Genomic DNA, 23,987 nt, shown 5'->3' with positions numbered 1-23,987 from the left:
TTCAAAGGTCACTTCCCTTTTCGGCGTCGTCGAATGTGACAGCGAACTGCCCGTGCGCCATTGACGTCACGCGGAAGCCCAGGCCTTCGACGTACGGCCGCAACTTCGTTCCCGACAGCGCACGGGTGTAGTTCGCATCCCCGAAGGTCTTCTGGAGAAGAACCCCCAGGTTCAGGGAGGTGACGGCCGTCGTGCCCGAAGCGGACGACACGAGATGGCCGATTACCAGCCGGTAGGCGTCGCGCTCGTTCGTGTCGGCGAGAGCGAGAGCCTGTTCCCTGATTTCGGGTGCCACGGCGATGGCCTTTGGGACGGGAGCGATGCCGCCACCCGTTCGGGGAAGGGTAGGCCTGACCTGTGAGGGCAAGGGGATGGGTGCAACCTCGACCGTTCGGATCTCCACGTCGGGGCGCCGCAGGAGTCGGGCTTCCTTGGCGACCTCCACCCGCCAGGCCCTCAGCCCGTCCTGTGCGAAACCCAGGTCGAATTCGACCACCTTGTTGATGTCCCGATGCCTGAGGAACTCCTCCCTCGGGACGAAGAACGCCTCGATGGAGCCGTCCTCCACAGCGAGCCACCCTGCCTGTTGACCTTCGATCTTTCTGACAACGCCCCGGACCCGCCGGCATACGTTCGCGGAGTTCTCCCAGTCGTGGGTCGCAGGCCTGCGCTCCCCGAGCTCCGAGAAGTGCGCGAGCCGAGGAGCGATGTCCGCACCCTTGCCGGACTCGTCCTTCGCGACCCACTCGTAGCTGAATGCCTTGCGGCGGCCCTGCATAAGCGCCTTTGCCTCGGCCATGTGGTTCTCGACCTCGTCCTGACTCAGCTCGTCCCCGTTCAACCAGCGCATGAAGCGCAGCACGTAGAGGTAATAGCGGCAGACCGGGCTGGGCCGGGAGGAGGCGATGAACGAGAACCGTTCGAGGGCGGCGAGTTCGTCGTACTCCGGAAGCCTTCGATAGCACCGGAACCACAACTGCACGTCGTGCTCGGAGAGATCGCCCCGTTCGTCGAAGGCCGCGTCATAGAACTCGACGGCGGTCCGGAACACCTCGGGAGAGGTCTCCTGCCAGTCGTCGCCGTGTTCGCGGAGCAGGGCCCTCGCCAGGACGAGCGCCACACGCGAGTGGCTACGGGACTGGACGACAAGGTCGCGCCAGGCGCTGACCAAGCTTTTCACTCCGCCATGAAGGGTGTCGAGACTCACCTTACAGGAGCTGAGATAGGAGCTGTCCTGGTGGTCGGGCCGGGCCAGTTCGCATTCGTCCAGGAGCAGTTCGGCGATGCTCAGCTGCTCGCTCGCCCAGTCCGCCGCCATGCCTCCGGCGCGGATCAGGTCGATGAGGTTGTTGTGGTGTGAGATGCGGCGGAGTTGGTTCAGGACGGTGACGATCATCTGAACGGGGGTGACGTAGTTGTGCTCGTCGATCCCGTTGAGCTGCCTGGCCCTTCCGAAAACGCGGAGCGCTTCGTTGTAGCGGTCCCGGATCCGGGTGATCGCCTCGTCCTCGCGGCCGGTATTGCTGCCGAGCTGGATGAGTTCACCGCGCACCGACTCGCGGTGCAGCATCGCCAGTGAGTGGAAGGGAACCGGGTCCAGCTCGTCGGACAGATCGATCGCCTTCTTGATGAGCGTCTCCGCCTTGCCGTCCAGGTGCCCACGGACAGAAGCGTGGAAGCGCCCCAGGTGCAGCCAGAAGTGCGGTTCGCTCGGGCAACGGCGGGTGAGCTCCTCGAGAACCCGGTACGCCTGGTCCTTGTTCTCGAATTCGTGGATGAACTCGGCGAATCTCTGGGAATTCGACGTCGATCCCGACCACTTGTCGCGCCGGATGAAGAGGTTCTGAAGGATCTCCTTCGTCCATGCGTTGTCGGGACCGAGATGACCGGACACCTGCGAAATGAACTCTATGGCCGTGTTTGCCAGCAGGAACTCCCAGTCCCTGTCCCCGCGGACCGACTCCAGGACGGATTCCAGGACCTTCTCGGCCACCGAGGGGTGCAGGATCCGCACTTCCTCGTCATTCTCGACGCTGAGATGCCGCAGGTCCTCCCCAAGAGTTGACCTGAGGTCCTCCTGATACGCCGCCGCCGACGCGGCCTGCCCGCCCCATGCTCCGGTGAGCCAGCGCCGGACGAGGAAGTAGGGGAGCCCGTTCTGAGTGAACCGGGTTACGAGTGACAGGTAGCCGGCAACGCTGCGCTGCAGGTCGTTGAAGTGGGCGACGTGGCTGTCCACATAACGGCGCGTGCCCTCGAAGTCCTCTTCGAAGGCTGACAGGCCGAAGTAGAACGGCGACAGATGCTGCTCAGGAGCGGAGCCGGGAATGAGGCGTTCCACAGCTGCCCTTGCCCGGGGAGAGCGGGCACGGGCCCCGAAGATCGCCCGGAATTCCCGGGCCTCCTCCAGGGAAAGGGGCTCTTTCAGATAGAACTTGTTGTCGTCCTTGCGTCCCTTGCCCGAGGCCGGGGCACCGGGATCCGCCGTCGGCCGGATGCCGCGCGTCACCCACAGCACGACGGCCGGTGTGTTGCGATCGTGCAGTTTGTAGTAGAGGTCCTCACGCTCGCTCTGGCCGAGAGTCGCGCTCTCCACCACCACCAGGACCGACTTCTTGGTGGCTCGATAGATGTCGTCGATGCGCTCCACGGTCTGCTGCCCGTAGTGGTGCAGAAAGACCACGGGATGGTCGCGGTGCAGGTCCCAGGCGATGCGCCTGGCCAGAGTCGTGCCTCCGGCCCCCGGGGTGTGGAAGATCTCGAAGGTGGCTGAGCTGTGCTTCCTCAGCACTCGGCCGATGGCTCCCTGGACCATCGGCTGTGTGTCACGGGGCACGTCCAGACCGGCGTCCAGGTCTACCCAGCTCGCCGGGCGGCCACGCCAGAACTCGTCGACCGGCTCCTCACGCAATTCGTCGACGAGGATGCGCGAATGCAGGACGACCAGATCGGCTGCCAGGCGGACGAGTTGCTCCTGCTCGAAGGGGACGGGTCCGTCCTGGCCCGGCAGAGTGGCGAGCCGGTCGGGCCGGGCCATCGCCTGCGCATTGCCGAAGGCGTCGAGCAGGGCACGGAACTCGTCGCCGTCTCCGGCAACACGGACAATGTCCGTCTGTTCGTAGAGAACCTCGACTTCCTCCATGATCCGCTCGGAGCGCTGATCAGGATCGCTCCCCGCGGAGATGCAGAGGACGGCCGCTGCCCGGTTTACGCTCGCCCCGCTGGAGCGGTCGAGAACGCCCCGCACGACCGGCAAATGGGACCGACGCCACTCCACGAACGTCGCCGGAGCTGGCTCGCCCCGGGTCTCCCAACCGCCGGCCATGATCCAGGAGACGGAATTGCGTCCCGAGGACGGCGCCTCGTGCAGGCCGAACATCACAGTCTGCTTCTCGGCAGTCTCAGGATCGAAGTGGCGGGCCAGACCACTCCGTTCACTCTCCGGGCTGAGGTCGACGATCACTGTCCACTGCGGCGCGAGCAGGTGAGCCAGGTCGGGAGGACTGACCCCGGCCTCGACGATGAGGATGCGGTCGTAACCGCTGTGCGCCGTAGCCAGGAAGGGGGCGAGCCGCTCCGCCAGTGCCTCGACATCCGCGGCTCGCGTCGGGGCCACCACCGCTTCCCGCGGAGCGCGCGGGGACTGTGCCTGCTCGAGTACCCGCTGTCGCAGTTCCGGGTGGTACTCCTTGAGGAGGTTGTGGGTGATCCAGCCGGCAAGTTGGTACGCGGTGATGCGGTCCCTTTCGGGCATGTTCTTGGCCGCGTAGTTCAGCGCGGCGCCCAGGCGGGCCAGTAGGTACTGGTGGGTGAGTGAGTCCACACGGCCGGGCTGGAGCCGGTTGATGCTCTCGTGCGTGCCGTCGCGGACGGCACGCACGGCGCTCACGAGCCCCTGCCATTCGAGTCCGGCGGCGCTGATGAGGCCGTCGCATTCCTGGAGCACCGCCAGCGGCACCGGAACACGGAGCCGGGACTGCATGCTGATCAGAGCGGCCGTCTCCAGATATGCCTGGTCATACAACAGGGGAGATTTCTTCCCCCAGTTGACGTCAATCAGCCAGTACGAGCCCCGGTAACTCCGGGTCGCGTCCAGAAGAATGTTGCGAAGATGGAGATCGCCGTGGTTGAAGCCCATCAGGACCAGGTCCGAACGCCGGGTCAGCTCGTTCTCCTGCTCCAGCACCGAGACGGGGTCGGGTAATACCTCGCCATGGAAGACGAACGTGCTACCACTGATGCCGGCCATGCGACGGGTCTCCCGCAGCGCGTCCCCGCGCTGGGCCCAGAGGAAGCCCTCGCCCAGCCAAGCGTCCAGCGTTTGCCCGGCCTGCATGCGTACGCCTGTGTATCCGCTCAGCTGGGCTTCCAGCAGCTCGGCGCTCACGGTACGGCATGCCGCGAGGAGCCTCGGGCTGTGGGCCATCTCGGCGGCGCCCACGTTCCGTAGACTGCCACCGGCGATCTCGTACACGTCGACGCGCAGACCGTCGCCGCCGGCGGAAAGTCGCAGTCCTGGCACGTGCTCCTCGGCGAACCCGCCCAGCGCCGTACTGAACCTTTCGTGGGCCTCGTGCTGGCGGCCCTCGCCGTCGGCGGACACCTTCACGATGAACTGCCCATCAAGGCCGCCCAGTTGTGCACCCATGAAGTCACAGCGGGCGACGAGTGCGTCGGTGTAGCCGTCGTTGAGTTCCTGCAAGTAGGTGATGGACACCTCCGTGCCCAACTCACTCTGAATGATCGCGTCGGCTCTGCTGTGCAAGGACGGCTGCTGTTCCTGGGGGGCAGGGCCCTCAAGGTCGGAGGCGGTGCTCATGCGCACTGATCGTAAGGCCAGCAGCTGGTGGTGTGGGGCGAATTGGGGGACTGGGGGCCAGCAGGCTATACCGCTACCGGACGTATCCACCGGCGGCCCCGCCGACGTGAGGCGTCCGCGGCCCGATTTGCGAGCCCAAGAACGCGATGATGGCGGGGCGCCCGTCAGATCGGGCTCCACTCAACGGGGGCAGCCCAGGTGGCCAGCTGACCCTCGGCGCGGATGCCGGCGAGGTGGGATAGTTCACCGAGCCGAGCGCACCGGATCTCGGCCGTCAGGGCCTCGGTCAGAGGGGGATCATCCAGTTCCGGGACAAGAGTGCGCAGCGCCCGAATCCTGGGCACCGGATACACCTCCGGGTTGAGTGTGGCCGCGGCGGCCTGGGCGGTTGGGCCGGGTGCAGCACTTTTATTACGGTGCTCAGCCTTAGAGGCCCTAACAAAGGCGTTGAACGTGGCGGTGGGTGATGAGGCAGGTGGCGATGCCGAGGAAGGCTTCATGGATGTCGTCGCGTCTTTCCCAGCGGATGCGCAGGCGGCGGAAGCCGTGGAGCCAGGAGATCGTCCGCTCGACGACCCAACGGAAGACTCCCAGACCGGTGCCGTGCGGCTGACCGCGCTCGGCGATCACAGGGCGGATGCCACGCGCCCGCACGAGACGCCGGTATTTGTCGTGGTCGTAGCCGCGGTCAGCGAAGAGCAGGTCGGGCCGATGCCGTGGCCGGCCGACGACGCCGCCGATGGCAGGGATCTTGTCGAGCAGGGGCAGCAACTGCGTGACGTCGTTGCGGTTTCCACCGGTCAGCGACACCGCGAGCGGGATGCCCTGCCCGTCTGTGATGACATGGTGCTTGCTGCCCGGTTGTGCGCGGTCGACCGGACTGGGACCGCTTTTGGGCCCCGCCGGGCCGCCCGGACGTGGGAAGAGTCGATCACCGCCCGAGACCAGTCCAGCTGGTTCTTCGACCGCAGTTCCTTCAGCAGCACCGCGTGGAGCTGGTCCCACACGCCGGCCTCGTTCCAGGCAGCCAGGCGCCGCCAGCAGGTCATGCCTGATCCGAAGCCCAACTCCTGCGGCAGGTACTCCCATTGGATGCCAGTGTGCAGGACGAACAGGATCCCGCAGAACGCTTGCCGATCCGGTACCCGCGGTCGGCCCTCGACTAGCTTCGGGCCTGGCTTGGGTAGTAACGGTGCGATGAGCGACCACAGTTCGTCCGACACGATCCACGGCCGCGGCTGACGTTTCCCCATGAACAGACCAACGACCCGACAAGCCAACAGTCACATGATCAACAGCTTTTGTTAGAGCCAGTTATCGGGAAGCAGAGACAACGGGCCGTCCGACGGCATAGGAGAGAGGGGAGCTGTTCGACCCGTTCGATTCTTTGTCGGGAGCGATCCTAAGTGGTGGTGCGATCGCGGCGGCGTCGCGTGAACACATGAGGAAGCGTCATGACGCAACGCTCAGAGGAGGGCTGTGGCGAAGCGGTGCGGCCCATCGCGAGGACCGTCCGGGTGCCACAGCCGCACGGGTGCGCGGGGGTCGGTCGCCGACTTCCTCGCGACGCTGACGTGCTCGGAAGCCAGTTGACCGATGCCGGTACGCTCCTTCACCACAGCAAGATCGGTACGGAGAAGGGAAGTGGGATGGGGCGTAAGGCGTGGTTATCCATAGCAGCAGCCTTCCTGCTGGGCGTGGGAACCGCGGTGACGGTGTCCGAGCTGGTCGAACCGTCGGGCGTGACGGTCAGCAGCAGACCGCCGGCCGATGAGATCCCTCGCACGCGGCAGGCTCTGGTCGCGAAGTGGGAGAAGTCGCTGGCTGTCGCTGGCCTGAAGCTTCCCGAGGGCTGGGAGAAGATGTCGACGGACCAGATCCGGACCGAGTACATGAGCCAGGAACTGGCCAACGCGGGCCCGCCGCCTACGGGCGCCGCGCTCGACCCCGACTTCGGCGGCCCGGACGACTGACTGACGTCAAAGAGGCGGGCACCAGCCCGAGTTCGGCTGGTGCCCGCTTTCTGCTGTCGTGCGCGTGCTGCTAGCTGAGCGTGCCGATCCGGTTGATCACGTCGATCGCGTTGTCGGCGTGCGCCGAGCTGTACAGGACCGGTTCGACGATGTTGCCCGCTCCGTCGTCGATACCGTGCGAGTTGGCGCCGACGATCTGACCCTCCGGGGTGGACATCGGGCCGCCCGAGGCGCCGTGGCCCATGTCGCAGTCGAACTTCAGCCGGTCGTCCACGGGGAAGAACGGGGTGGCGTCCTCCGCGTTGCCCGTGCAGTAGAACTGCGTGTAGCCGTCCATGTCGGTGCGCTGGTAGCCGTCACCGGGGAAGCCGGAGTCGATGATGTCCGGCCAGTCCGGGCCCGAGCCGAACTTGTAGCCGAAGGCGCCGACGGAGTCGGTCAGGTTCGTGTAGCCGGACGGGGGAGTGACCGTGAAGGCCGCCATGTCGCCCCAGAAATAGTCCTCGTCCGCGGTCCATGCGGTGGGCGCGACCTTCGCGTTGGCGGCCCACTCGCCCCACGGAGCGTCATAGCCCTTGGGGGCCATGTCGTTCTTCTTGTAGCCGGGGATGAAGAGGATGTTCTTGTAGAAGCCCTCCGCGCCCGTGCCGTCACCGGGGTGGATGCAGTGGCCCGCGGTCCACACGGTGTTCTTGTTGGCGGTGACGATGGACGATCCGCTGCAGCCGTGCGTGGTGCCGTCCTTAGCGGTGAACAGGATCTTCCCGACCAGGACGGCGGGCTGCGACTGCGGGAACGGTACCGGCTGGGCGTGCGGCATCTCCGGCACGACCGAGGCGGTGGCGAGAGGCGCGAGCGTCTTGCCGGTGACCGCGGGCACGGACTGCGCCGGCAAGGTCTGCTTGACAGCCTTGCGCTCGCCGCCCTGGGTCGCGGACGTTGCCTTCTTGTCGAAGTCGGCCTGGTCCTTCTTCTCGTTGGCGACGGCACTGCTGACGCGCTCGGCGGTCCAGTAGTCCCGCACCTTCTGCGGGTCGGTGGTCTGCTTGCCGATGGTCAGCTTCGGCTTGGGTAACGGCGTCTCGGCCTGGGCAACGGTGGCGGTGGCGAGGGTGGCGGGGAGGAGCGCAAGGGAAAGCAGCGCGGCTGCGGTTGCTCGTCGGGTCGCACGTATGTTCACTATCTACCCATCTGGTCGGGATGTTGATCTTGAGCTGAGAGTGAAGCACGCAGATGAGGAGGGCCAGTGAAGGGCGCGTGAGGGAATCTCCCTGGTTCAAGCGCGGAGTGAGGACGATCGTGCGGCACTCTTCCCAGCCATCAACTGCCACTGGAACCACGGAAGTTATGGTCGGACGTCATCCGTTCGTGAGGAGAGCGAATCGCGCGTGAGCGGTTGGCGTCAGACTTCTGGGCTTCCGTCCGGGCGTATGCGCGGTCCCCTCGCCCAGCGGCGCGAGCATGCTGCAGGCAGTGGAGATGAAGCGCGAGGGGGCGGTCGTCCATCCTTGACGCTGATCATCCGGGCCTTGGCTGCGAGCCCGTACCGCCGAGGCGGTATGGGGTTCGGGGGCGGCGACATCGGTGGCCACGGGTTCGGGGTCCTCCGCATCCACCGGTGCCCCGGGAACCTCCGGCGCTGCTGGGATCTCCTAGGCCAGTGCGGAGGCCCGGGGGGACGGGATCAGTCGTGAAGATCCCTCCGCGCTGTCCGCAAGCGAATGCGTACGCGGAGCGGTTCGTGCACACCGTCCGCTCGGAGGTCACCGACCGGATGCTCATCTTCGGTCAGCGCCACCTGCGCACCGTGCTGGACGAGTACGCCCAGCATTACAACGGGCGACGACCGCACCGCGGACAACAACTGCACCCGCCGCAGCCCGACCACCCCACCGCCGACCTCACCCACGAGAGGATGAAGCGCCGTCCAGTCCTCGGCGGACTCATCAACGAGCGCGAAAGGGCAGCCTAGATCTGCAGGTCAGCACGACGCCCCTGCTCTGGAACCCCACAGGATCTGAATCGGTCAATTAGGGCGTGGGGGGCGTCACAGACGCCAGGTAGCTCGTGGGCTCGCTTGTATCGTTGGTGTAGCGGTGCGGCAGCGCGGCATCAAAGGTCAGGGCCTCCCCGGCGTGCACCTCGTGACGCTGGTCGGCGAGGTGGACGGTAAGCGTGCCGCTGATGACGTAGGCGCACTCGACCGCGGTGTGGCCCCATGGCTCGTCGCCGGAGGCCTGGCCCGGTTCGAGGGTGCCGAGGAGCACTTCGAGCTGGCCGTTGCTCGGAGTCAGGCGTTCGTACTGCACCAGGCCTTTGGGCATGAGTAGGCGGGATCGCTCGTGAGGGCGGCTGTGATGGGCCGTGAGTGGGGCGTTCCCGTGGAAGAGCGAGGCGGTCGACGGGCCGAACGCCGTGCTCAGGGCGCGGAGGGTTTTCAGGCTTGGTTCCCGGACTCCCCGCTCGACCTGGCTGAGCAGGGTCGCGGACAGGCCGGTCTGGGCCGCGAGGTCGCGCAGGCTGAGTCCTGCTTCCGTCCGCAGGGTGCGTAGCTGGTCTCCCATCACGGGGTTCAGCTTAGCCCAGGCGTGCGCACTCTTGTGTACGAGTGTCATGGCGCACATGTGCTGCGTCCATGCGTTTTTGCTGGTGTCTCGACAGTTGACACGCGAGCGATCGTGCACTTTTGTGTATCAGCGTAAATAAGTACACGCCTGGGTCTCCCCAGCGTCGCGGAGAGAGGGCACCTGTCATGACCACCGACAAGGATTTGGACTTCCGAGGAGGAAGGGCGCTGGCGTTCGTGCCAGTCGTCGTGTTCCTCGGGTTCTGCGTAGTCTTCTTCGTCGTCTTCAAGGCGTTCGACATGACGGCGCTCGCCACAGGCGGTGTCGTCGCCCTGCTCGTCGGCGCGCTGGTCGCCAAGTCGTACGGCTCCTACTGGTCCGCCGTGACACGAGGGATCGGGTCACCCACCGCGGTGACCATCGTGATGATCCTCTTCTGCGTGGGGATGATGTCCGCGCTGATCAAGGCAACCAACGTCTCGGGCGGCTTCGTGTGGCTCGCCGACCTCCTCGGCGTCCGCGGGGGCACCTTCACCCTCTTCACGTTCGTCGCGGTGTGCATCATCTCGATGTCGACAGCCTCGTCCATCGGCACCATGTTCACGGCGTTCCCGATCTTCTACCCGGCCGGCGTGCTCCTCGGGGCCCAGCCCGCCCTCCTCGCCGCCGCGATCATCTCTGGTGCGATCTTCGGCGACAACGTGGCCCCGATCTCCGACACCACCGTCATCTCGTCGTCGACGCAGACGTTCCGCCGCAAGGCCGGCACCGCCGACATCGCCGGGGTCGTGCGCAACCGTGCCCGCTTCGCCTTCACCACGGCGGGGCTCGCGGCCATAGGGTTCTTCCTGCTCGGATCCTCGGGCCACGCCACCGGCTCCGCGCACTCCCAGCAGCTGCTGGAGCACGCCTCCAACCCCCGCGCCCTGGTGATGCTCATCCCCGTCGCCCTCATGCTCACCGTGGCGCTGCTCACCCGTGACATCTTCAAGGCGGTCACGGTCGGACTGGGCACGGGCATCATCACCGGCCTCGCCTCGGGCCTGCTCACCCTCTCCGGCATCATCGGCGTCACCGACGGGGCCCCCACCGGATTCCTCGTGCAGGGCGTCTCCAACATGCTCAGCGTGATCGCCCTCGTGGTGGCCGTCTTCGGCATCATGGGCGTACTCACCGCCGCCGGCGTCCTCGACTGGCTGGTGAGCGCGCTGACCAACGGTCGCCTGTCCCGTACCCCCCGCGGCGCGGAGTTCGCGATCGGCATCGGGATCTCGGCCACCACCCTGCTGTTCGGCGGTGTGAACTCGGCCGCGATGCTCACCTTCGGCCCCGTCGCCGACGAGATCGGCGCCCGCGTCGACCTGCACCCCTACCGTAGGGCGGTCGTTATGGACTGCTTCGCGATGGGCATCGCCGCCATCGTCCCTGTCCTCAGCGCCTACCTGTTCATCGGCGCGCAGCTCACGACCGGCATCAAGGGCGCCCCGGCCCTGACCACCACCGAGATCTTCGTCGCCATGCTCTACCCGCTCATCCTCACCGTCGTCATGGTCGTGGCAGCGGCGACCGGATGGGGTCGCCGCTTCGAGGGCGCGGACGGCGTCGAACTGAAGCGGCCCGAGCCCAGGACCGAGCCCGCACCGGCCCTGGTCTGAGCGGCACCCCCCAGCACACACCCTGCACAGGCAGTAGCAAGCAGTAGTCGGAGCAGCCTTCATGGATCGCAACACTGTCAACTGGCGTGGCTACATCCCCGCCATCACCACACCGTTCACCCGTGAGGGCGTGCTCGACACCGACGCGCTGCACGTACAGGTGGACTGGCTCGTCAAGGAAGGTATCCAGGGCGCGATCCTGGCCGGTACCAGCGGCGAGTGGTTCTCCATGTCGACAGAGGAGCGCGCACAGCTGTTCGCGGCAGGCGCCGAGCACCGTAGCGACACCTTCCCGGTCATCGGCGCCTGCAACGCATTCACCCCGCACGAGGCGATCACCCACGCCCGCGCGGCCGAGGCAGCGGGCCTCGACGGCATTCTCCTCACCCCGCCGCCCTACATCGTGCCCAACCGGAAGGAGATCATCGCGTTCTACCGGGCGGTGAGCGATGCCACCGACATCCCGATGACCGTGTACAACTGGCCACGTGGCTGCGTCGTGGACATGGACGTGGACCTGTTGACCGAGCTCGCACAGATCGAGAACGTCGTCGCGATCAAGAACTCGACAGGAGACTTCGCGAGCTTCCTCGCCGGGATGTACGCGCTGGAAGGCCAGGTCCGCTACTTCGGTCTGCCCACCAACGCACTCGGCGCCGACCTCGCGATCCTCGGCCACGGCGACGGCCTGATGGGAACGGGCGGCATCCTCGGACGCGACCAGGCCGACTTCTGGAACGCCGTCGACACCGGGGACCGTGAACGCGCTATTCGCCTGGGGGCGAAGGACCGCGTCTACATGAACGCCTGGTTCCGTCCCGACTACGGCGTGCAGTTCGGCAACCAGCAGGCGATCATCAAGACCGCGCTGCGGCTGCGCGGCATCCCCGCGGGATTCGTACGGGCGCCGCTGCTCGACCTCACCACCGAGGAGGTCGCCCGGGTCGAGGCGACCCTGCACCAGCTCGGCATCGAGACGGTCTCCCCCGCCCATGTCTGACCACTACGACGTCGCTGTTGTCGGGGGCGGCCTGCTCGGCTGCCTCACAGCATGGATGGCTGCCCGCGACGGCGCGCGGGTGCTGCTGGTCGACAAGGACCAGGTGAACCAGCACGCCTCGGGCCAGAACGCCGGAAGTCTGCACTTCCAGCTCGAATACCGCATGGTCGAGTCAGGTGAGGAAGCCGCGCGCGTCGCAGCGGAGGCGATGCCGCTCCACCTCGACGCCGCCGCGATGTGGGCACGCATGGAGGACGAGATCGGCGAACCGTTCGGCGTGCGCCAGACCGGCGGGCTCATGGTCGCCGAGAACGCCGACCAGGTCGGGATGCTCGAGTTCAAGGCGGAGCTGGAACGCTCCTGGGGCCTCGACGTGCGCACACTCGACCGCTCGGAGCTCGATGTCGTCGCGCCCTACCTCTCACCGGCCATCGTCGCGGCCAATTTCAGCCCGCTGGAGGGCAAGGCCGACGCCCGCATCGCCGCTCCGGCCGTCGCCCGCGCGGCCGTCGCCGCCGGAGCCACCGTGCGCACACGCTCCCGACTGGTCGGTGCGCACCGCGTACCGGCCGGATGGGACCTTTCCCTCCGGGAGACGTCTGCTACGGGGGACGAGAGGGCCCACACCGTCCGGGCCGCCGCGATCGTGCTCGCCGCCGGAGTGTGGACGACCGAACTCGGCCGGGTCTTCGACGCCGACCTGCCCACCGTCCCGCTGGCCCTCACCATGACGGTCACCTCGAAGGTCCCCCGGTTCATCCCTCATCTCGTCCAGCACGCCGGCGCGCGCCTGTCGCTCAAGCAGTCACTCGACAGCACGGTTCTCATCGGCGGCGGGTGGCCCGCGCGGCTGATGCGGGACGCGGACGGCTCCCCGGCGTTCGACCGCAAGCACCAGCTCATTCCGCAGTCGATCGCGGGCAACGCGCGCGCGGCCGTGAAGACCGTCCCCGGGCTGGACCGGATACCCGCCGTGCGCAGTTGGGTCGGCACCACCACGGTGGCCCCCGACCAGCTCCCGCTCGTCGGAGCGGTCAAGGGCGCCCCGGGAGTATTCGTCGCCACCGGCGGATCCGCGTTCACGCTCGGACCGAGCTTCGCTCGGGTGCTGACCGCCCTCATTTCCGGGCGCTCGTCTGATGTCGACCTCGCGCCGTACGACCCGGCCCGCTTCGCAGAAAGGAGCGCCTGATGTCCCGGAGCGATGCCTGGCGCCGCACCGCGCAAGAACGCGGAGCTGACGTGACCTTGACCGTGGACGGCGAGCCCGTTCATGCCTGCGCGGGCGAGACCGTGGCCACAGCCATGCTGGCCACAGGAACCACCTTCGAACGCGACCGCACTGGAGCTCCTCGAGCGCCACTGTGCAACATGGGAACGTGCTTCGAGTGCGTCGCCACGGTCGACGGCCGCCCTCTGACGCGCACCTGTCTCACCCCGGCCCGCGAAGGCCTGACCATCGAGACCTCCGGGAGGCTGTGATGTTCGATCTCGCGATCGTCGGCGCGGGCCCAGCGGGCATGTCCGCGGCACTCACCGCAGCCGATCACGGCCTGACCGTCGTCGTCGTCGACGAGCAGCAGCGAGCAGGCGGCCAGATTTTCCGTCAGACACCCGAGGACTTCTCCGGAAGCGTCCTGCACCCCACCGCTGGCTACGGCTGGGCTACCGACCTCATCCGCCGCTTCGAGACGGACACCCGGCTGACGACGGAGTTCGGCTGGTCGGCGATCGGCGTGCTGAGCGACGACAGCGAGCCCGACTGTCTGCGTGTAGCGATCAACCACCCGGAGCACGGGACTCGCGTGCTGGGCACGCGACGGCTGTTGATCGCCACCGGCGCCTACGACCTTCCCGTGGCCTTCCCTGGCTGGACGCTGCCCGGCGTCGTGACCGCCGGCGGAGTCCAGACCCTCGTGAAGGCACAGAAGATCGCACCCGTCGGCGATGTCGTACTGGCCGGGGCACACCCCCTGCTCCTGCTCGTGGCCGACCTCCTCGTCCGCGACGGCGTACCCGTCCGCGAGGTCGCCTTCGCCCAGAGCATCCCGACACCAGCGGAGATGCTGCACGCCCTCGGAGCCGTGCCCGGCCACCTGCGGATGCTCGCGGAAACAGGCGCGATCCTGGCACGACTGACCCGCAAGGGCATCCGGGTCTCACCCCGGACCATCGTGACGGCCGCCCACGGCACCGATCGCGTCTCCCGAGTCGAACTCGCCCGGGTGAACCGGCAGTGGAAGGTCACCGGCACCCCCCGCCAGGTCCCCGCCTCCCACCTGGTTCTCGGGTACGGCTTCTCCGCATCGACGGAACTCGCCCGCCAGATCGGATGCGACCTCGTGTACGACTCGCCGCGAGGCGGCTGGGTGGTCGCACACGACGAACGACTTCAGACATCCGTCCCCCACGTGTTCGTCTCCGGTGAGCCCACAGGAGTCGCCGGCGCCGATCAGTCCCGCGCCGAAGGCGCACTCGCGGCTCTCGGCGTTGCCGTCAGCCTGGGATGCGCCGTGCCTCGGGCGGCATTCACCGAAGCGGAACGGCACATCCGCAAGGCGACCCAGTTCTCCACCGTGGTGCAGCGAATGTTCGAGCCGGCCCGGGAAGCACTCGGCGACCTCGCCACACGGGAGACCACCATCTGCCGATGTGAACTGGTCACCCGCGACACCCTCGACGGCTTCCTCGAATCGTCCCCGTTCGTCAGCAGTGTCAACGCGGTCAAGCTCTCCTGCCGTACCGGCATGGGCCCCTGCCAGGGGCGCTACTGCGAGAACAGCGTCGGCGCGATCCTCGCGACCGCACGCAAGCAACCGATCGGACTCGGCGGACGCTTCTCCGCTCACCTGCCGATCAAGCCCGTGCCAGTCGGGGACCTCCAAACCCTCGACGCACCCCCCGAGCAGTCCGAACCGAACGATCCAGGCACTCCGCCTCACCGAGCCTTTTCAGCGGGGCCACGGATCGGGTGACGGTGGCGGGGTATGCAGACGGGCCGCGTTGCACGAGGTTCCCGTGCCGTTGAGGGAGGTGTTCGAAGTCTCAACCCACCGGCACAGGAGCCTCGGTGGTTCCTTATCCTGCCGCACTCGGTCTTCCGCACTCCCTGGTCGAGTGGGTCACGATGCTCAGCGTCACCGTGAGGGCAACCGACGGTGCAAACTCCCGCCGCACCAGCGCGCGCTCATTGCTCTCGTGTATCTGCGCTGCCACGACAGCCTCGCGAGAGCGCATCCGGGTTCGGAGCATCCTGTGCCGCTCGAAAATACGATTCGGTGCTGTGAGCTGCGGTGAGTCCGTTCGGTCAGGCGTTGATCAGGCCTCCGAGGAGGCGTTGACGCCGGATCCGGTGGGCCTGGAGGTTGGTGACGGTGGCCGGGGTGGCTGGTTCGGCGATGTCCGGGGGCAGCTGCTGCCGGGACTGGTGGGGACGGTGCCCGTTGTAGTGCCTGATGTGTTCGACCAGGACTGCGCGAGCGTGGGCCTCGTTGTAGATCAGCATGCGGTCGAGGAGCTCGCGGCGGAGGGTGCCCACGACTCTCTCGCAGATCGCGTTCGCTTTGGGCGCCTGCGGCGGGCTGAGCAGGATCTCCACGTCGTCGGCCTCGAAGACGGCGTCGAAGGTGCGGGTGTACTTGCTGTCCCCCTCCCGGAGGAGAAAGCGCAGCGACTCCAACCGGCGTCCCAGTCTCATGGCAAGGCTCCTGGCCTGCTGAACGGTCCACGCGGCGGTGGAGTGGGTGGTGACTCCGGCGAGGTGGACGCGGCGGGTGCCGTGTTCGATGTAGATCAGGGCGTACAGGCGCTTGAGCGAGATGGTGTCCAGGTGCAGGAAGTCGGCGGCGATGTTGCCGTGGGCCTGGGTGTGAGGAACTGGCGCCAGGTGGGTCCGGGGCGCTGCGGCGTGGGGTCGATGCCGGCTGTATGGAGGATCTCCCAGACTGTGGACGGGGCGATCGGGTAGGCGAGGCTGGCGAGTTCGCCCTGTATCCGGCGGTGGCCCCAGCTGCTGTTCTCCTGGGCCAGGCGCAGGATGAGCTGCTTGACGGCGGGCGCGGTGGAGGGTCTGCCGGGGCGGCGGTGCCGCGTGAACGGCCGTTTCCTGGCGATGAGTTGGCAGTGCCAGGCCAGCAGTGTGGTGGGGTGACCGTGAAGGTCTGGCGCCAGCGCTCGCGCGGGACGAACCGCGAGAGCGCTGGCGAGCGGACTCGGTCTGCGGGCTCGTAGCGGACGCGGGCGATCTCACGGCGCAGCACCGCGTTCTCATGCCGTAACGCGAGGACCTCTGGCCTGATGTCCCTGCGGGCGACGCACCGTTCGATCGACTGACCGATCGCCTGGTGGAGTGGTGCCGGGTGCATCTGGAGCCGCGCTCATCGGTAAGCCCGCCTGTCTCGGCAGTCGTGTGTGGAGCCACACCCGGCTGCCGCCGGAAACGCTACTCGTTGTCGTCGACCAACCGGTCGATCACTGCTTGCACGACATCCGCGCGATGCCGGTCGTCGTGCTGGTCGCGCACGGCACGCTGGAGTGCGAGCAGGTCGCGCCATGCATCCGCGTCCTGCTCCATGACAGAGTCGACGACGGGCGCGGAGACAAGACGCAGGCACTCGGCGAGATGGCGGCGAGTAGCCGGGGAGGGCGGGGAATCGGTGTCCGGCGTGCTGAAGCCGCTGGTGAGACAGCGGGCGGGGTCGATGAGGCGCCAGCCGGTCAATGCGCCGTCGTGGACCAGCAGTTCCACGTCGGGGGCGATGCCGATCCTGGCGTCCGGCTGCCTGGCGAGCAGGTCGGGGGCGCGTAGGCACACCAACTCAGCGCCGTCCGGGGCGCAGCGGAACACGGTCGCCTGCGGTAGTTCGAACTCCGACGGCTCGTTTGCCCGCAGCCCGGCCAGCTCGCTCGGCGGCAGTGCTGCCGCACCGTGTCCTGCCTCGTAAGGAGCGGACCGGAGCGGGAGGAAGAACGTAGCGCTACATAGCACCCGACTGTCCCTGTCGAACCGAAGGAAGTCGTTCTCCGACCACAGCCACTGCATGCTGCCGAAGGTGTCGGCCAACTGCTTCTCACGCTCACGCGCGTCCGTGTATCCAGCGACGATCAGTTGTTGGCCGGGAAGGTCGAAACGCGGGGTAAACCGCAACGGACGCCCCGTCGTCTCGACACTGACCGTGCCGCCGACCGAGAAACTCACCATGGTTGTCGCCTATCGGATCTGCTGGGCGGGCGGCATGGTGCCGCCCCTGGAACTCGGGACGTTCCCGTTCACAATGTCGTCGTGGGTCACCGGACTTCCGGGGTCGTCGGCCGAGCACCCCAATGCCTTGGCGCCGGATTCTCCCTTGACAGGGAGCCCGCTCCCTCCCAGTCCTCTTAACGGATTGTTCCTCGGGAGCGCTACGGGCCTCGGGTGGCTGCGGCCGGTGAAGATGACTGGGGCGTCGGTGTCGTCGTCCAGGCCCCCCCACCGGCTGAAAGCGCCAGCCCAGCCAACGGCTCGACGCCTGGCCGCCGACAGGGCCGGTGGCTGGCCGCACCGCCCTGCGACCAGGAACTGCCCGCGAACTCCCCGAACAGGAACCCGTGGGCTTCGGAGCCCTGCCGAACTCCGAGCGGCACCCCGACTCTGTCGCTAAACGAACGAATGACGACAGGAGGTCAGCACGTCCAATGAACCCGCCTAATTCGGGGGTTCGCGGCGGTGCGAATCCAATCAGATCCGATGGTGATTACTGAGCCTTTTCCAACCTCACGTTGATGCGAGGTGAAGGACCAGGACGGCCTTCACGACATCGGTGATGCGGTTGGTGCTGCAGCGGAGCTTCCGCAGGAGGCGCCACCCCTTGAGGGCCATGGCCTGCTCGCCGAGACAGCGGATCTTGGCGTGGGTGGTGTTGTGGCGGCGCTTCCACCGCTTGAGGCGCCGGCGCCGAAACGGTACGCGGACGGGTCCGCGGCGCCTTGATACGCCTTGTCCGCCCAACATTTGAGTCCGACTTCGGTGAGGGCTTCGATGATTCTGTGCTGTCTCGCGGCAGTCAGGTCGTGAGTCGAGCCGGGCAGAGCCTGCGAGGCCCAGAGAAGCCGTCCGGACGGATCGGTGAGGACCTGCACGTTCATGCCGTGGCGCTTGCGCTTCCCGGAGTAGTAGGGGGTGTCGGCGGCGATGCGGTCGATCGGCAGCAGGGTGCCGTCTAGGATGACAAACGCCTTTCCGGATCGTCCGCATTGCCTCGGCTAGAGGCGGGGCGATGGTGGCCAGGGCCTCGACGGCTTCACGTATGTAGCGGTAGACAGTCGCGATCCGATGCCGAACCCGGCGGCCAGCGCAGGTGGGCCAGGGCGAGCAAGGCCTGTCGCGAGGCGGGGAGGCGCCGCAAACGCGTCCCGATCTGCTGCCGCCTGGCCTTCCGTCGCCCGGTCAGGAACCGCAAGGTGCGGTTGGACAGATCAATCGAGGACGGGTGGACAAGCACGTGAAGCTCCTGGCAGACACGGGTGATCTTGGTCGAGAACCCGTCTACCAGGAGCTTCGCCGTTGCGCAGACATGTCCAACTCGCGGGCAGCACGGTCAGCTTGAAAAAGGCTCACTGACGGCTTCGACGCGGTCTTCACCGCCGCCGGCGCCCGCGTGGTGCCCATTCTGCCCGGGGTGCCCCGGATGAATGCGATCGCCGAGCGCTGGGTTGGCTCCTGCAGGCGCGAAGCCACCGACCGCCTCCTGGTCACCGGAGAGCGGCACCTGCGCATCGTCGTCGACGAGTACGCCCACCACCACAACGCCCATCGGCCTCACCGATCACTCGGACAGCGATGTCCCGATGGTGTCGGCGCGCCCGAGCCGCCCGCCGTCGACGACCCATCACGTGTCATCCGGCGCGACTGCCTCGGCGGCCTCATCCATGAATACACACAGGTGGCATAGGGAGACGGGATTGTCGGCACGCACAGGCTTCGTGAGCTGCCTGCGCAGCACCGCGTTCCCGTGCCGCGGCACCAGCAATTCCCCGTCCTTCGCCACGTCCCGGCGCAGAAGCACCGCCGGAACCGCGGGCCGTTTCCGCGCCACCTGGTACTCCAGCGAAGCGATCACTCGGACAGGGTTCCAGCAGACAGTGGTGCCGCGCCAGACCGCCTCCGAGCAGTAGCGATGAGTTTCCGAACGGCACACGATAGCCACCCGAGCGGTTCGCCGGTTCACGCCGACGACCAGGTGCGGGGCGCCACGGCGCCCCGCACGCTCAGGACTCCGTGAGGGCCGCCCGTGCCAGCCGCAGCGTGACCAGCTGGAAGGGGCGCAGCGCGAACGACAGATCCGCGACGTCCGGCTCCGCCGGGGCCACCGGACGCTCCAGCAGATCGCACCGGACCGCACCGGCCGCGTCGAACCCGGGAGTGAGACGCACGGTTGCCCGACCGCCCTGCGCCTCGTAGAAGCGGACGACGACATCGCCCGAGCCGTCGTCGGCCAGCTTGACTGCACTGAGTACGACGGACTCGTGGTCGACGTGTACCAGCGGCGCGACCTCGGCGCGGGCCGTGCCCGTCACCTCCCGCTCCGGCAGCGACAGCGCTGCGCCCTCGCGGACCGCGTCCCCGACGGCCGCGCCCGGTACCAGGGCGTGCCGGAAGCGATGGGTTCCCTGGTCCGTCTCCGGGTCGGGGAAGCGCGGCGCCCGCAGCAGCGAGGCGCGCACGGTCGTCGTCGTCCCTCGGTCCTCACGCACCGTACGGGTCACGTCGTGGCCGTACGTCGAAGCGGTCACCAGTGCGACACCCCAGCCGGGCTCCGCGAGGTGCACGAACCGGTGGTTGCAGGCCTCGAAGCGCGCCGCCTCCCAGCTCGTGTTGGTGTGCGTGGGCCGGTACACATGCCCGAACTGGGTCTCCGACGCGTACCGTTCCGCGTGCACGTCGAGCGGGAACGCCAGCTTCAGGAACTTCTCGGTCTCGTGCCACTGCACCTCCGTCGCGACGTCGAGGCGCCCGGAGCCGGGGGAGAGGGTGAAGGTCTGCGCGGCGACGGACTTGCCGAAGGAGCGGGTGACCCGCACCCCGTCGGCGGTCGCGGTCAGCGCGTCCACGTCCGTCAGGTCGGTGCCGGTGTTGCGGTAGAACTTGTCGACGTCCCACGCGTCCCACTTGTTCGGCAGATCCGGGTGGAGCTGGAGCAGGCCCGCCGCACGGCCCGGGGCCAGCGTCTCGCGGCCGCTCGCCAGGTGCACCAGCGAGACGACCAGGCCGCGGCCGTCGATCTCGGCCCGCAGAATCGTGTTGTCGAGGACGAAGCCGCCGCCGTCGCGCTCACGGACCGTCGTCGCCGCGAGGTCTGCAGGCTGGGGGCCCGCAGCGCCGAGTGCGGGTACCGAACTACGCCCGTGCGGCGATGAGTTGAAGCGCAGGACACCCGTGCCGCGGCCGGCCAGGGCGCGCTGCGCGGCGTCGACGATCGCCTCGAGTTCGGCCGTGACCCGTGCGTACGTCGCGCGGGCCTCGCGGTGCACCCAGGCGATCGACGAGCCCGGCAGGATGTCGTGGAACTGGTGCAGCAGCACCGTCTTCCAAAGTCGGTCCAACTCCTCGTGCGGGTAGGGGAATTCGCACTGGACGGCTGCCGTCGCCGCCCACAGCTCCGCCTCCTGGAGGAGGTGCTCGCAGCGCCGGTTGCCCTGCTTGGTCTGCGCCTGGCTCGTCAGCGTCGCCCGGTGCAGCTCCAGATACAACTCGCCGACCCACACCGCGGGATCGGTGTACTCGGCCTCGGCCTTCTCGAAGAACGCCGCCGGGGCCTCCCACTCCACGGTGGGAGAGCCGTCGAGCGACCGCAGCCGCCTGGCCCGCGCCACCATCTCGCGCGTCGTTCCGCCCCCGCCGTCACCGAAACCGGTCGGTGCGAGCGAACGGTTCGCCCGCCCCTTGTCCTTGAAGTTCCGTTCCGCGTGCGCGAGTTCACGTCCCTCCATGGCGCAGTTGTACGTGTCCACGGGCGGGAAGTGGGTGAGGACCCGGGAGCCGTCGATGCCCTCCCAGTTGAACGTGTGATGCGGGAAGGTGTTCGTCTGCGACCAGGAGATCTTCTGCGTCAGCAGCCACTTGGAGCCGGCCTCGCGGATGATCTGCGGCAGCCCGGCCGCGAAACCGAAGGTGTCCGGCAGCCACACCTCCTCGTTCTCGATGCCGAACTCGTCGAGGAAGAACCGCTTGCCGTGCACGAACTGACGGGCCATCGCCTCCGAGCCCGGCATGTTCGTGTCCGACTCCACCCACATGCCGCCCGTCGGCACGAACCGCCCCTCGGCCACGGCCTTCTTGACCTTCGCGTACACCTCGGGCCGGTGCTCCTTGATCCAGGCCAGTTGCTGCGCCTGCGACATGGTGAAGACGAAGTCCGGTTCGGAGTCGAGGAGTTGCGTCATGTTCGACGCGGTCCGCGCCACCTTGCGCACCGTCTCGCGCAGCGGCCACAGCCACGCCGAGTCGATGTGCGCGTGCCCGACCGCGCTGATCCGGTGCGCCGACGGTCCGGCGGGGGTGTCGAGGACCGGTGCCAGCACGTCGCGGGCCGCCTGCGCGGTGCCGTTCACCTCGCCTAGGTCCACCACGTCCAGGGCCGCCCCCACCGCGTGCAGCATCTCCCAGCGGCGGGCGCGGTCCAGCGGCAGCTCGGCCATCAGCTGGCCCAGCACCTCCAGGTCGTGCAGCAGCTCCCACACCGTCTCGTCGAAGACGGCCAGCTCGACACGGCCCAGCGTGTAGAGCGGATCGTGACCCGCGGTGTCCGTGTCACCGAGCCATGTGGGCTTGAACGCACGGGAGTTGAAGAACCCGGGGTTCGACGCCGCCTCCACGCGCAGCTTCACCTGCTCCCCGCCCGCTGCCGGAGCCCCGACGCGCACCCAGTGATTGCGTGGGTGCAGGCCCTTCACCGGTGTCCCGTCCGGCTCGTAGACCAGGCCCTCGCACTGGAAGCCGGGACCGCCGTGCCCGTCGAAGCCGAGGTCGATCAGCGCCTCGACGGTCCGCCCCGCCCACTGCTGGGGAACCGTGCCGGTCACCGTGAACCAGCTGGTGCCCCACGGCCGCCCCCACCGGGCGCCCTCCCTGATGGACAGCGCGGGCGCCGCGAGCCCCTCCGCGACCGGCACGGGCTCGTCCGGCGCGTGCCACACCCGCACGTCCAGCGGCACGGTCTCCGGGTACACGGCGGGCCTGATGCGCTCCTCGAGCACACGTCGCAGCCGGTCTTCGATGAGCGAACGGTCGTCATGCATGGGCGTTGAGTCTCCTGGAGTACGGAAGGCGGGGCGGGCGGCCCGGTTCAGCGGTCGATCGTCGAGCGCACGGGATTGATGTCCGCGTACCGGGAGTCCAGCGGGTGGACGTCGGTCGCGTGCAGATAGATCGTGCGCGTGTGGAACAGCGGCACGACCGGCATGTCCCGGGCGATCAGGTCCTCGATGCCCTGGTAGGCGCGCGTGGCCTTCGCGGGGTCGGCGATCTTGTTCGCCTGCTCCAGACGGCTGTCGACCTCGGGGTTGTGGTAGCCGTTGGAGTTGAAATCGCCGTACGAGGCGAAGATCGGCGTGAGGTAGTCCTCGAGCGACGGATAGTCGTGCCCCCAGCCCGAGGACCGCACGCCGTCCAGCGCGCCCTTGGACGCCATCGCGCTCAGGTCGCTGCCGGGCTTGCCCACGTATTGGATCTTCAGACCGAGGTTCTGCCGCCACATGTTGCCGAGCGCCTCGGCGAAGACCTGGTCTCCTGGGTTGTCACTCGCGTAGTACATCTTGAGGCGCCCGGAGAAACCGCCGGCCTCGCGCAGCAGCTTCTTCGCCCCGGCCACGTCCAGCGTGCAGGCGGTGCAGGTGTTCTCGCGGTGCCCGTCGAGGGTCGAGGCGGTGAAGGACGTGGCGGGGAACGCGCCCGGCTTCAGCTTGACGAGGGGCTTGCGGTCCAGGGCGAGCGAGAGCGCGCGCCGCACCTTCGGATCCTTGAACCCCGGTGTGTTGACAGGGAGTTCGAGGTAGCTGAGGTTCGGTGCGGACTTGCCCTGGCTCCACTTGCCGGGAGCGTCCGTCTTGTACGCGTCGATCTTCGAGGACGGCAGCGTCGCGTAGTCGAGGTTGCCGGCCAGGAACTCGTTGTAGGCGGTCTCCGGGTTGGAGAAGAAGCGGTAGACGAGGCGGTCGGCCTGCGGGGCGTCCTTGCCGGCATAGCCCTTGTTGCGCGTGAGGCGCACGGGCTGTCCGGCCTTCCACGCGCCGTCCAGCTTGTAGGGGCCGTAGCCGATCGGCTTGTGGCTGTACGCGTCCGGGTCCTTCAGCGTCTCCGCGGACAGGGCGGCGAGTCCGTAGTAGCTGAGCGTCGTCGGGTACGGCGAGAAGGGCGCCTTGAGGGTCACGGTGAAGGTGAGATCGTCGACCACCTTCAGCCCGGACAGCGTGGTCGCCTTCGGCTTGCCCTTGGCCGGGTTGAGGTCCTCGTAGCCCTGAACCCGCTGGAAGAAGCCGTTGCTGAGGTACCCGTGCGGTCCGTACGCGGTGTAGTTCCACGTGTCCACGAACGACTTGGCGGTGAGCTTCTCACCGTTGGTGAACTTCCAGCCGGGCTTGATCTTGATCGTCCACGTCTTCGCCTCCTTCGACGTGACCGAGTCGGCGACGACGTTCACCAGCTTGCCGCTCTTCGGGTCCACCCGGGTCAGCGGCGCCCACATGGCGAAGGCCAGCTGGATGTTGGCGGAGCTGTTGTCCTTCTCCGGGTTGATCGCCGCGATCTCCGCGCCGGTCGCCACCGTCACCGTACGGCCGGCGGCACCGGAGCCCTTGCCGTCCGAGCCGCCGCCGCTGCATCCGGTCGCCGCGAGGGCGAGCGCGGCAATCGCCGCCACCGCGGCGGCTCTTCGTGTTCGCACCATGTGGACTCCCGTGCGTCCGGCCGGAATCGGGGACCCGGCGCGCCTGACTGTC

At 67.8% G+C, this 23,987-nt stretch carries 18 protein-coding genes and 2 pseudogenes; 9 read left to right on the top strand and 11 right to left on the bottom strand.

Annotated features, from left to right (window positions below):
* Position 1: 1 nt before the first annotated feature.
* The 3 genes from OHO83_RS10870 to OHO83_RS10860 all read right to left on the bottom strand — a co-directional run bounded on the left by OHO83_RS10870 (position 2) and on the right by OHO83_RS10860 (position 6,435).
* Positions 2-4,819: a hypothetical protein gene (locus OHO83_RS10870; protein WP_330279347.1), complete on the bottom strand. Its 4,818-nt coding sequence runs from the start codon at positions 4,817-4,819 to the stop codon at positions 2-4.
* Positions 4,820-5,254: 435 nt separating this feature from the next.
* A protein-coding gene (locus OHO83_RS10865; RefSeq protein ID WP_330279346.1) for an IS5 family transposase occupies positions 5,255-6,072 on the bottom strand; the annotation gives its coding sequence in 2 pieces (ribosomal slippage) (positions 5,255-5,721 and positions 5,721-6,072; 819 coding nt in all).
* A gap of 213 nt (positions 6,073-6,285) precedes the next feature.
* Positions 6,286-6,435: a hypothetical protein gene (locus tag OHO83_RS10860; RefSeq protein WP_330279345.1), complete on the bottom strand. Its 150-nt coding sequence runs from the start codon at positions 6,433-6,435 to the stop codon at positions 6,286-6,288.
* A gap of 33 nt (positions 6,436-6,468) precedes the next feature.
* Here OHO83_RS10860 and OHO83_RS10855 point away from each other — a divergent pair, with 33 nt between their 5' ends.
* Positions 6,469-6,792: a hypothetical protein gene (locus OHO83_RS10855; protein WP_330279344.1), complete on the top strand. Its 324-nt coding sequence runs from the start codon at positions 6,469-6,471 to the stop codon at positions 6,790-6,792.
* 70 nt (positions 6,793-6,862) lie between these two features.
* Here the strand turns inward: OHO83_RS10855 and OHO83_RS10850 are convergent, their stop codons facing one another.
* Entirely contained in the window at positions 6,863-7,972 is a 1,110-nt protein-coding gene (locus OHO83_RS10850) for a trypsin-like serine peptidase (protein WP_330279343.1), read from the bottom strand.
* Between the two features lie 510 nt (positions 7,973-8,482).
* Between OHO83_RS10850 and OHO83_RS10845 the strand changes: the two genes are divergently transcribed.
* Positions 8,483-8,764: an integrase core domain-containing protein gene (locus OHO83_RS10845; RefSeq protein ID WP_330279342.1), complete on the top strand. Its 282-nt coding sequence runs from the start codon at positions 8,483-8,485 to the stop codon at positions 8,762-8,764.
* A gap of 58 nt (positions 8,765-8,822) precedes the next feature.
* Here OHO83_RS10845 and OHO83_RS10840 read toward each other — a convergent pair whose 3' ends face one another.
* A complete protein-coding gene (locus tag OHO83_RS10840) occupies positions 8,823-9,356 on the bottom strand; it encodes a helix-turn-helix domain-containing protein (RefSeq protein ID WP_330280751.1) in 534 nt (177 codons plus the stop codon).
* Positions 9,357-9,544: 188 nt separating this feature from the next.
* Here OHO83_RS10840 and OHO83_RS10835 point away from each other — a divergent pair, with 188 nt between their 5' ends.
* The 6 genes and pseudogenes from OHO83_RS10835 to OHO83_RS10810 all read left to right on the top strand — a co-directional run.
* Positions 9,545-11,014, top strand: a complete 1,470-nt coding sequence (locus OHO83_RS10835; RefSeq protein WP_329433023.1) for a Na+/H+ antiporter NhaC family protein — start codon at positions 9,545-9,547, stop codon at positions 11,012-11,014.
* Between the two features lie 61 nt (positions 11,015-11,075).
* Positions 11,076-12,014, top strand: a complete 939-nt coding sequence (locus OHO83_RS10830) for a dihydrodipicolinate synthase family protein (protein ID WP_330279341.1) — start codon at positions 11,076-11,078, stop codon at positions 12,012-12,014.
* Positions 12,007-13,206 (top strand): NAD(P)/FAD-dependent oxidoreductase, encoded by a 1,200-nt coding sequence (locus OHO83_RS10825; RefSeq protein ID WP_330279340.1) that lies wholly within the window; start codon positions 12,007-12,009, stop codon positions 13,204-13,206. The genes OHO83_RS10830 and OHO83_RS10825 overlap by 8 nt, the downstream gene beginning before the upstream one ends.
* Entirely contained in the window at positions 13,206-13,496 is a 291-nt protein-coding gene (locus OHO83_RS10820) for a (2Fe-2S)-binding protein (protein WP_330279339.1), read from the top strand. Before OHO83_RS10825 ends, OHO83_RS10820 begins: the two co-directional genes overlap by 1 nt.
* Positions 13,496-14,989 carry an NAD(P)/FAD-dependent oxidoreductase gene (locus tag OHO83_RS10815; protein WP_330279338.1) on the top strand — a complete coding sequence of 498 codons (1,494 nt, stop codon included), beginning with the start codon at positions 13,496-13,498 and terminating at the stop codon, positions 14,987-14,989. Before OHO83_RS10820 ends, OHO83_RS10815 begins: the two co-directional genes overlap by 1 nt.
* A 95-nt stretch (positions 14,990-15,084) precedes the next feature.
* A pseudogene (locus tag OHO83_RS10810) lies at positions 15,085-15,268 on the top strand (transposase family protein); the annotation flags it as partial.
* A gap of 53 nt (positions 15,269-15,321) precedes the next feature.
* On the opposite strand, the gene OHO83_RS10805 reads toward OHO83_RS10810, so the two are convergent.
* The 3 genes and pseudogenes from OHO83_RS10805 to OHO83_RS10795 all read right to left on the bottom strand — a co-directional run bounded on the left by OHO83_RS10805 (position 15,322) and on the right by OHO83_RS10795 (position 18,493).
* Positions 15,322-15,711: an integrase core domain-containing protein gene (locus OHO83_RS10805; protein WP_330279337.1), complete on the bottom strand. Its 390-nt coding sequence runs from the start codon at positions 15,709-15,711 to the stop codon at positions 15,322-15,324.
* A 744-nt stretch (positions 15,712-16,455) separates the two neighbouring features.
* Entirely contained in the window at positions 16,456-17,214 is a 759-nt protein-coding gene (locus OHO83_RS10800; protein ID WP_330279336.1) for a hypothetical protein, read from the bottom strand.
* A 552-nt stretch (positions 17,215-17,766) separates the two neighbouring features.
* Positions 17,767-18,493: pseudogene (locus OHO83_RS10795) on the bottom strand (transposase family protein).
* A gap of 186 nt (positions 18,494-18,679) precedes the next feature.
* Between OHO83_RS10795 and OHO83_RS10790 the strand changes: the two are divergent.
* On the top strand, positions 18,680-18,943 hold the full coding sequence (locus tag OHO83_RS10790; RefSeq protein WP_329433015.1) for an integrase core domain-containing protein: 264 nt from the start codon (positions 18,680-18,682) through the stop codon (positions 18,941-18,943).
* Here OHO83_RS10790 and OHO83_RS10785 read toward each other — a convergent pair.
* The 3 genes from OHO83_RS10785 to OHO83_RS10775 form a co-directional block, all read right to left on the bottom strand.
* Complete coding sequence (locus OHO83_RS10785; RefSeq protein ID WP_330280843.1) at positions 18,881-19,111, bottom strand: hypothetical protein; 231 nt, start codon at positions 19,109-19,111, stop codon at positions 18,881-18,883. The genes OHO83_RS10790 and OHO83_RS10785 overlap by 63 nt on opposite strands.
* Positions 19,112-19,259: 148 nt before the next feature.
* Complete coding sequence (locus OHO83_RS10780; RefSeq protein ID WP_330279335.1) at positions 19,260-22,289, bottom strand: alpha-mannosidase; 3,030 nt, start codon at positions 22,287-22,289, stop codon at positions 19,260-19,262.
* A gap of 47 nt (positions 22,290-22,336) precedes the next feature.
* Complete coding sequence (locus OHO83_RS10775; RefSeq protein ID WP_330279334.1) at positions 22,337-23,935, bottom strand: ABC transporter substrate-binding protein; 1,599 nt, start codon at positions 23,933-23,935, stop codon at positions 22,337-22,339.
* Between the last annotated feature and the right edge of the window lie 52 nt (positions 23,936-23,987).

Origin of the sequence: Streptomyces sp. NBC_00569 (assembly GCF_036345255.1) — a bacterium.
Lineage (GTDB): Bacteria > Actinomycetota > Actinomycetes > Streptomycetales > Streptomycetaceae > Streptomyces.
This window is presented reverse-complemented; position numbering and strand designations above follow the sequence as displayed.

Bases quoted from the DNA above. Each gene is read 5' to 3' on its own strand.
- OHO83_RS10870 (WP_330279347.1), bottom strand. From the start codon at position 4,819: ATGAGCACCGCCTCCGACCTTGAGGGCCCTGCCCCCCAGGAACAGCAG.
- OHO83_RS10855 (WP_330279344.1), top strand. From the start codon at position 6,469: ATGGGGCGTAAGGCGTGGTTATCCATAGCAGCAGCCTTCCTGCTGGGC.
- OHO83_RS10840 (WP_330280751.1), bottom strand. From the start codon at position 9,356: ATGGGAGACCAGCTACGCACCCTGCGGACGGAAGCAGGACTCAGCCTG.
- OHO83_RS10835 (WP_329433023.1), top strand. From the start codon at position 9,545: ATGACCACCGACAAGGATTTGGACTTCCGAGGAGGAAGGGCGCTGGCG.
- OHO83_RS10830 (WP_330279341.1), top strand. From the start codon at position 11,076: ATGGATCGCAACACTGTCAACTGGCGTGGCTACATCCCCGCCATCACC.
- OHO83_RS10825 (WP_330279340.1), top strand. From the start codon at position 12,007: ATGTCTGACCACTACGACGTCGCTGTTGTCGGGGGCGGCCTGCTCGGC.
- OHO83_RS10820 (WP_330279339.1), top strand. From the start codon at position 13,206: ATGTCCCGGAGCGATGCCTGGCGCCGCACCGCGCAAGAACGCGGAGCT.
- OHO83_RS10815 (WP_330279338.1), top strand. From the start codon at position 13,496: ATGTTCGATCTCGCGATCGTCGGCGCGGGCCCAGCGGGCATGTCCGCG.
- OHO83_RS10805 (WP_330279337.1), bottom strand. From the start codon at position 15,711: ATGAGACTGGGACGCCGGTTGGAGTCGCTGCGCTTTCTCCTCCGGGAG.
- OHO83_RS10800 (WP_330279336.1), bottom strand. From the start codon at position 17,214: ATGGTGAGTTTCTCGGTCGGCGGCACGGTCAGTGTCGAGACGACGGGG.
- OHO83_RS10790 (WP_329433015.1), top strand. From the start codon at position 18,680: ATGAATGCGATCGCCGAGCGCTGGGTTGGCTCCTGCAGGCGCGAAGCC.
- OHO83_RS10780 (WP_330279335.1), bottom strand. From the start codon at position 22,289: ATGCATGACGACCGTTCGCTCATCGAAGACCGGCTGCGACGTGTGCTC.
- OHO83_RS10775 (WP_330279334.1), bottom strand. From the start codon at position 23,935: ATGGTGCGAACACGAAGAGCCGCCGCGGTGGCGGCGATTGCCGCGCTC.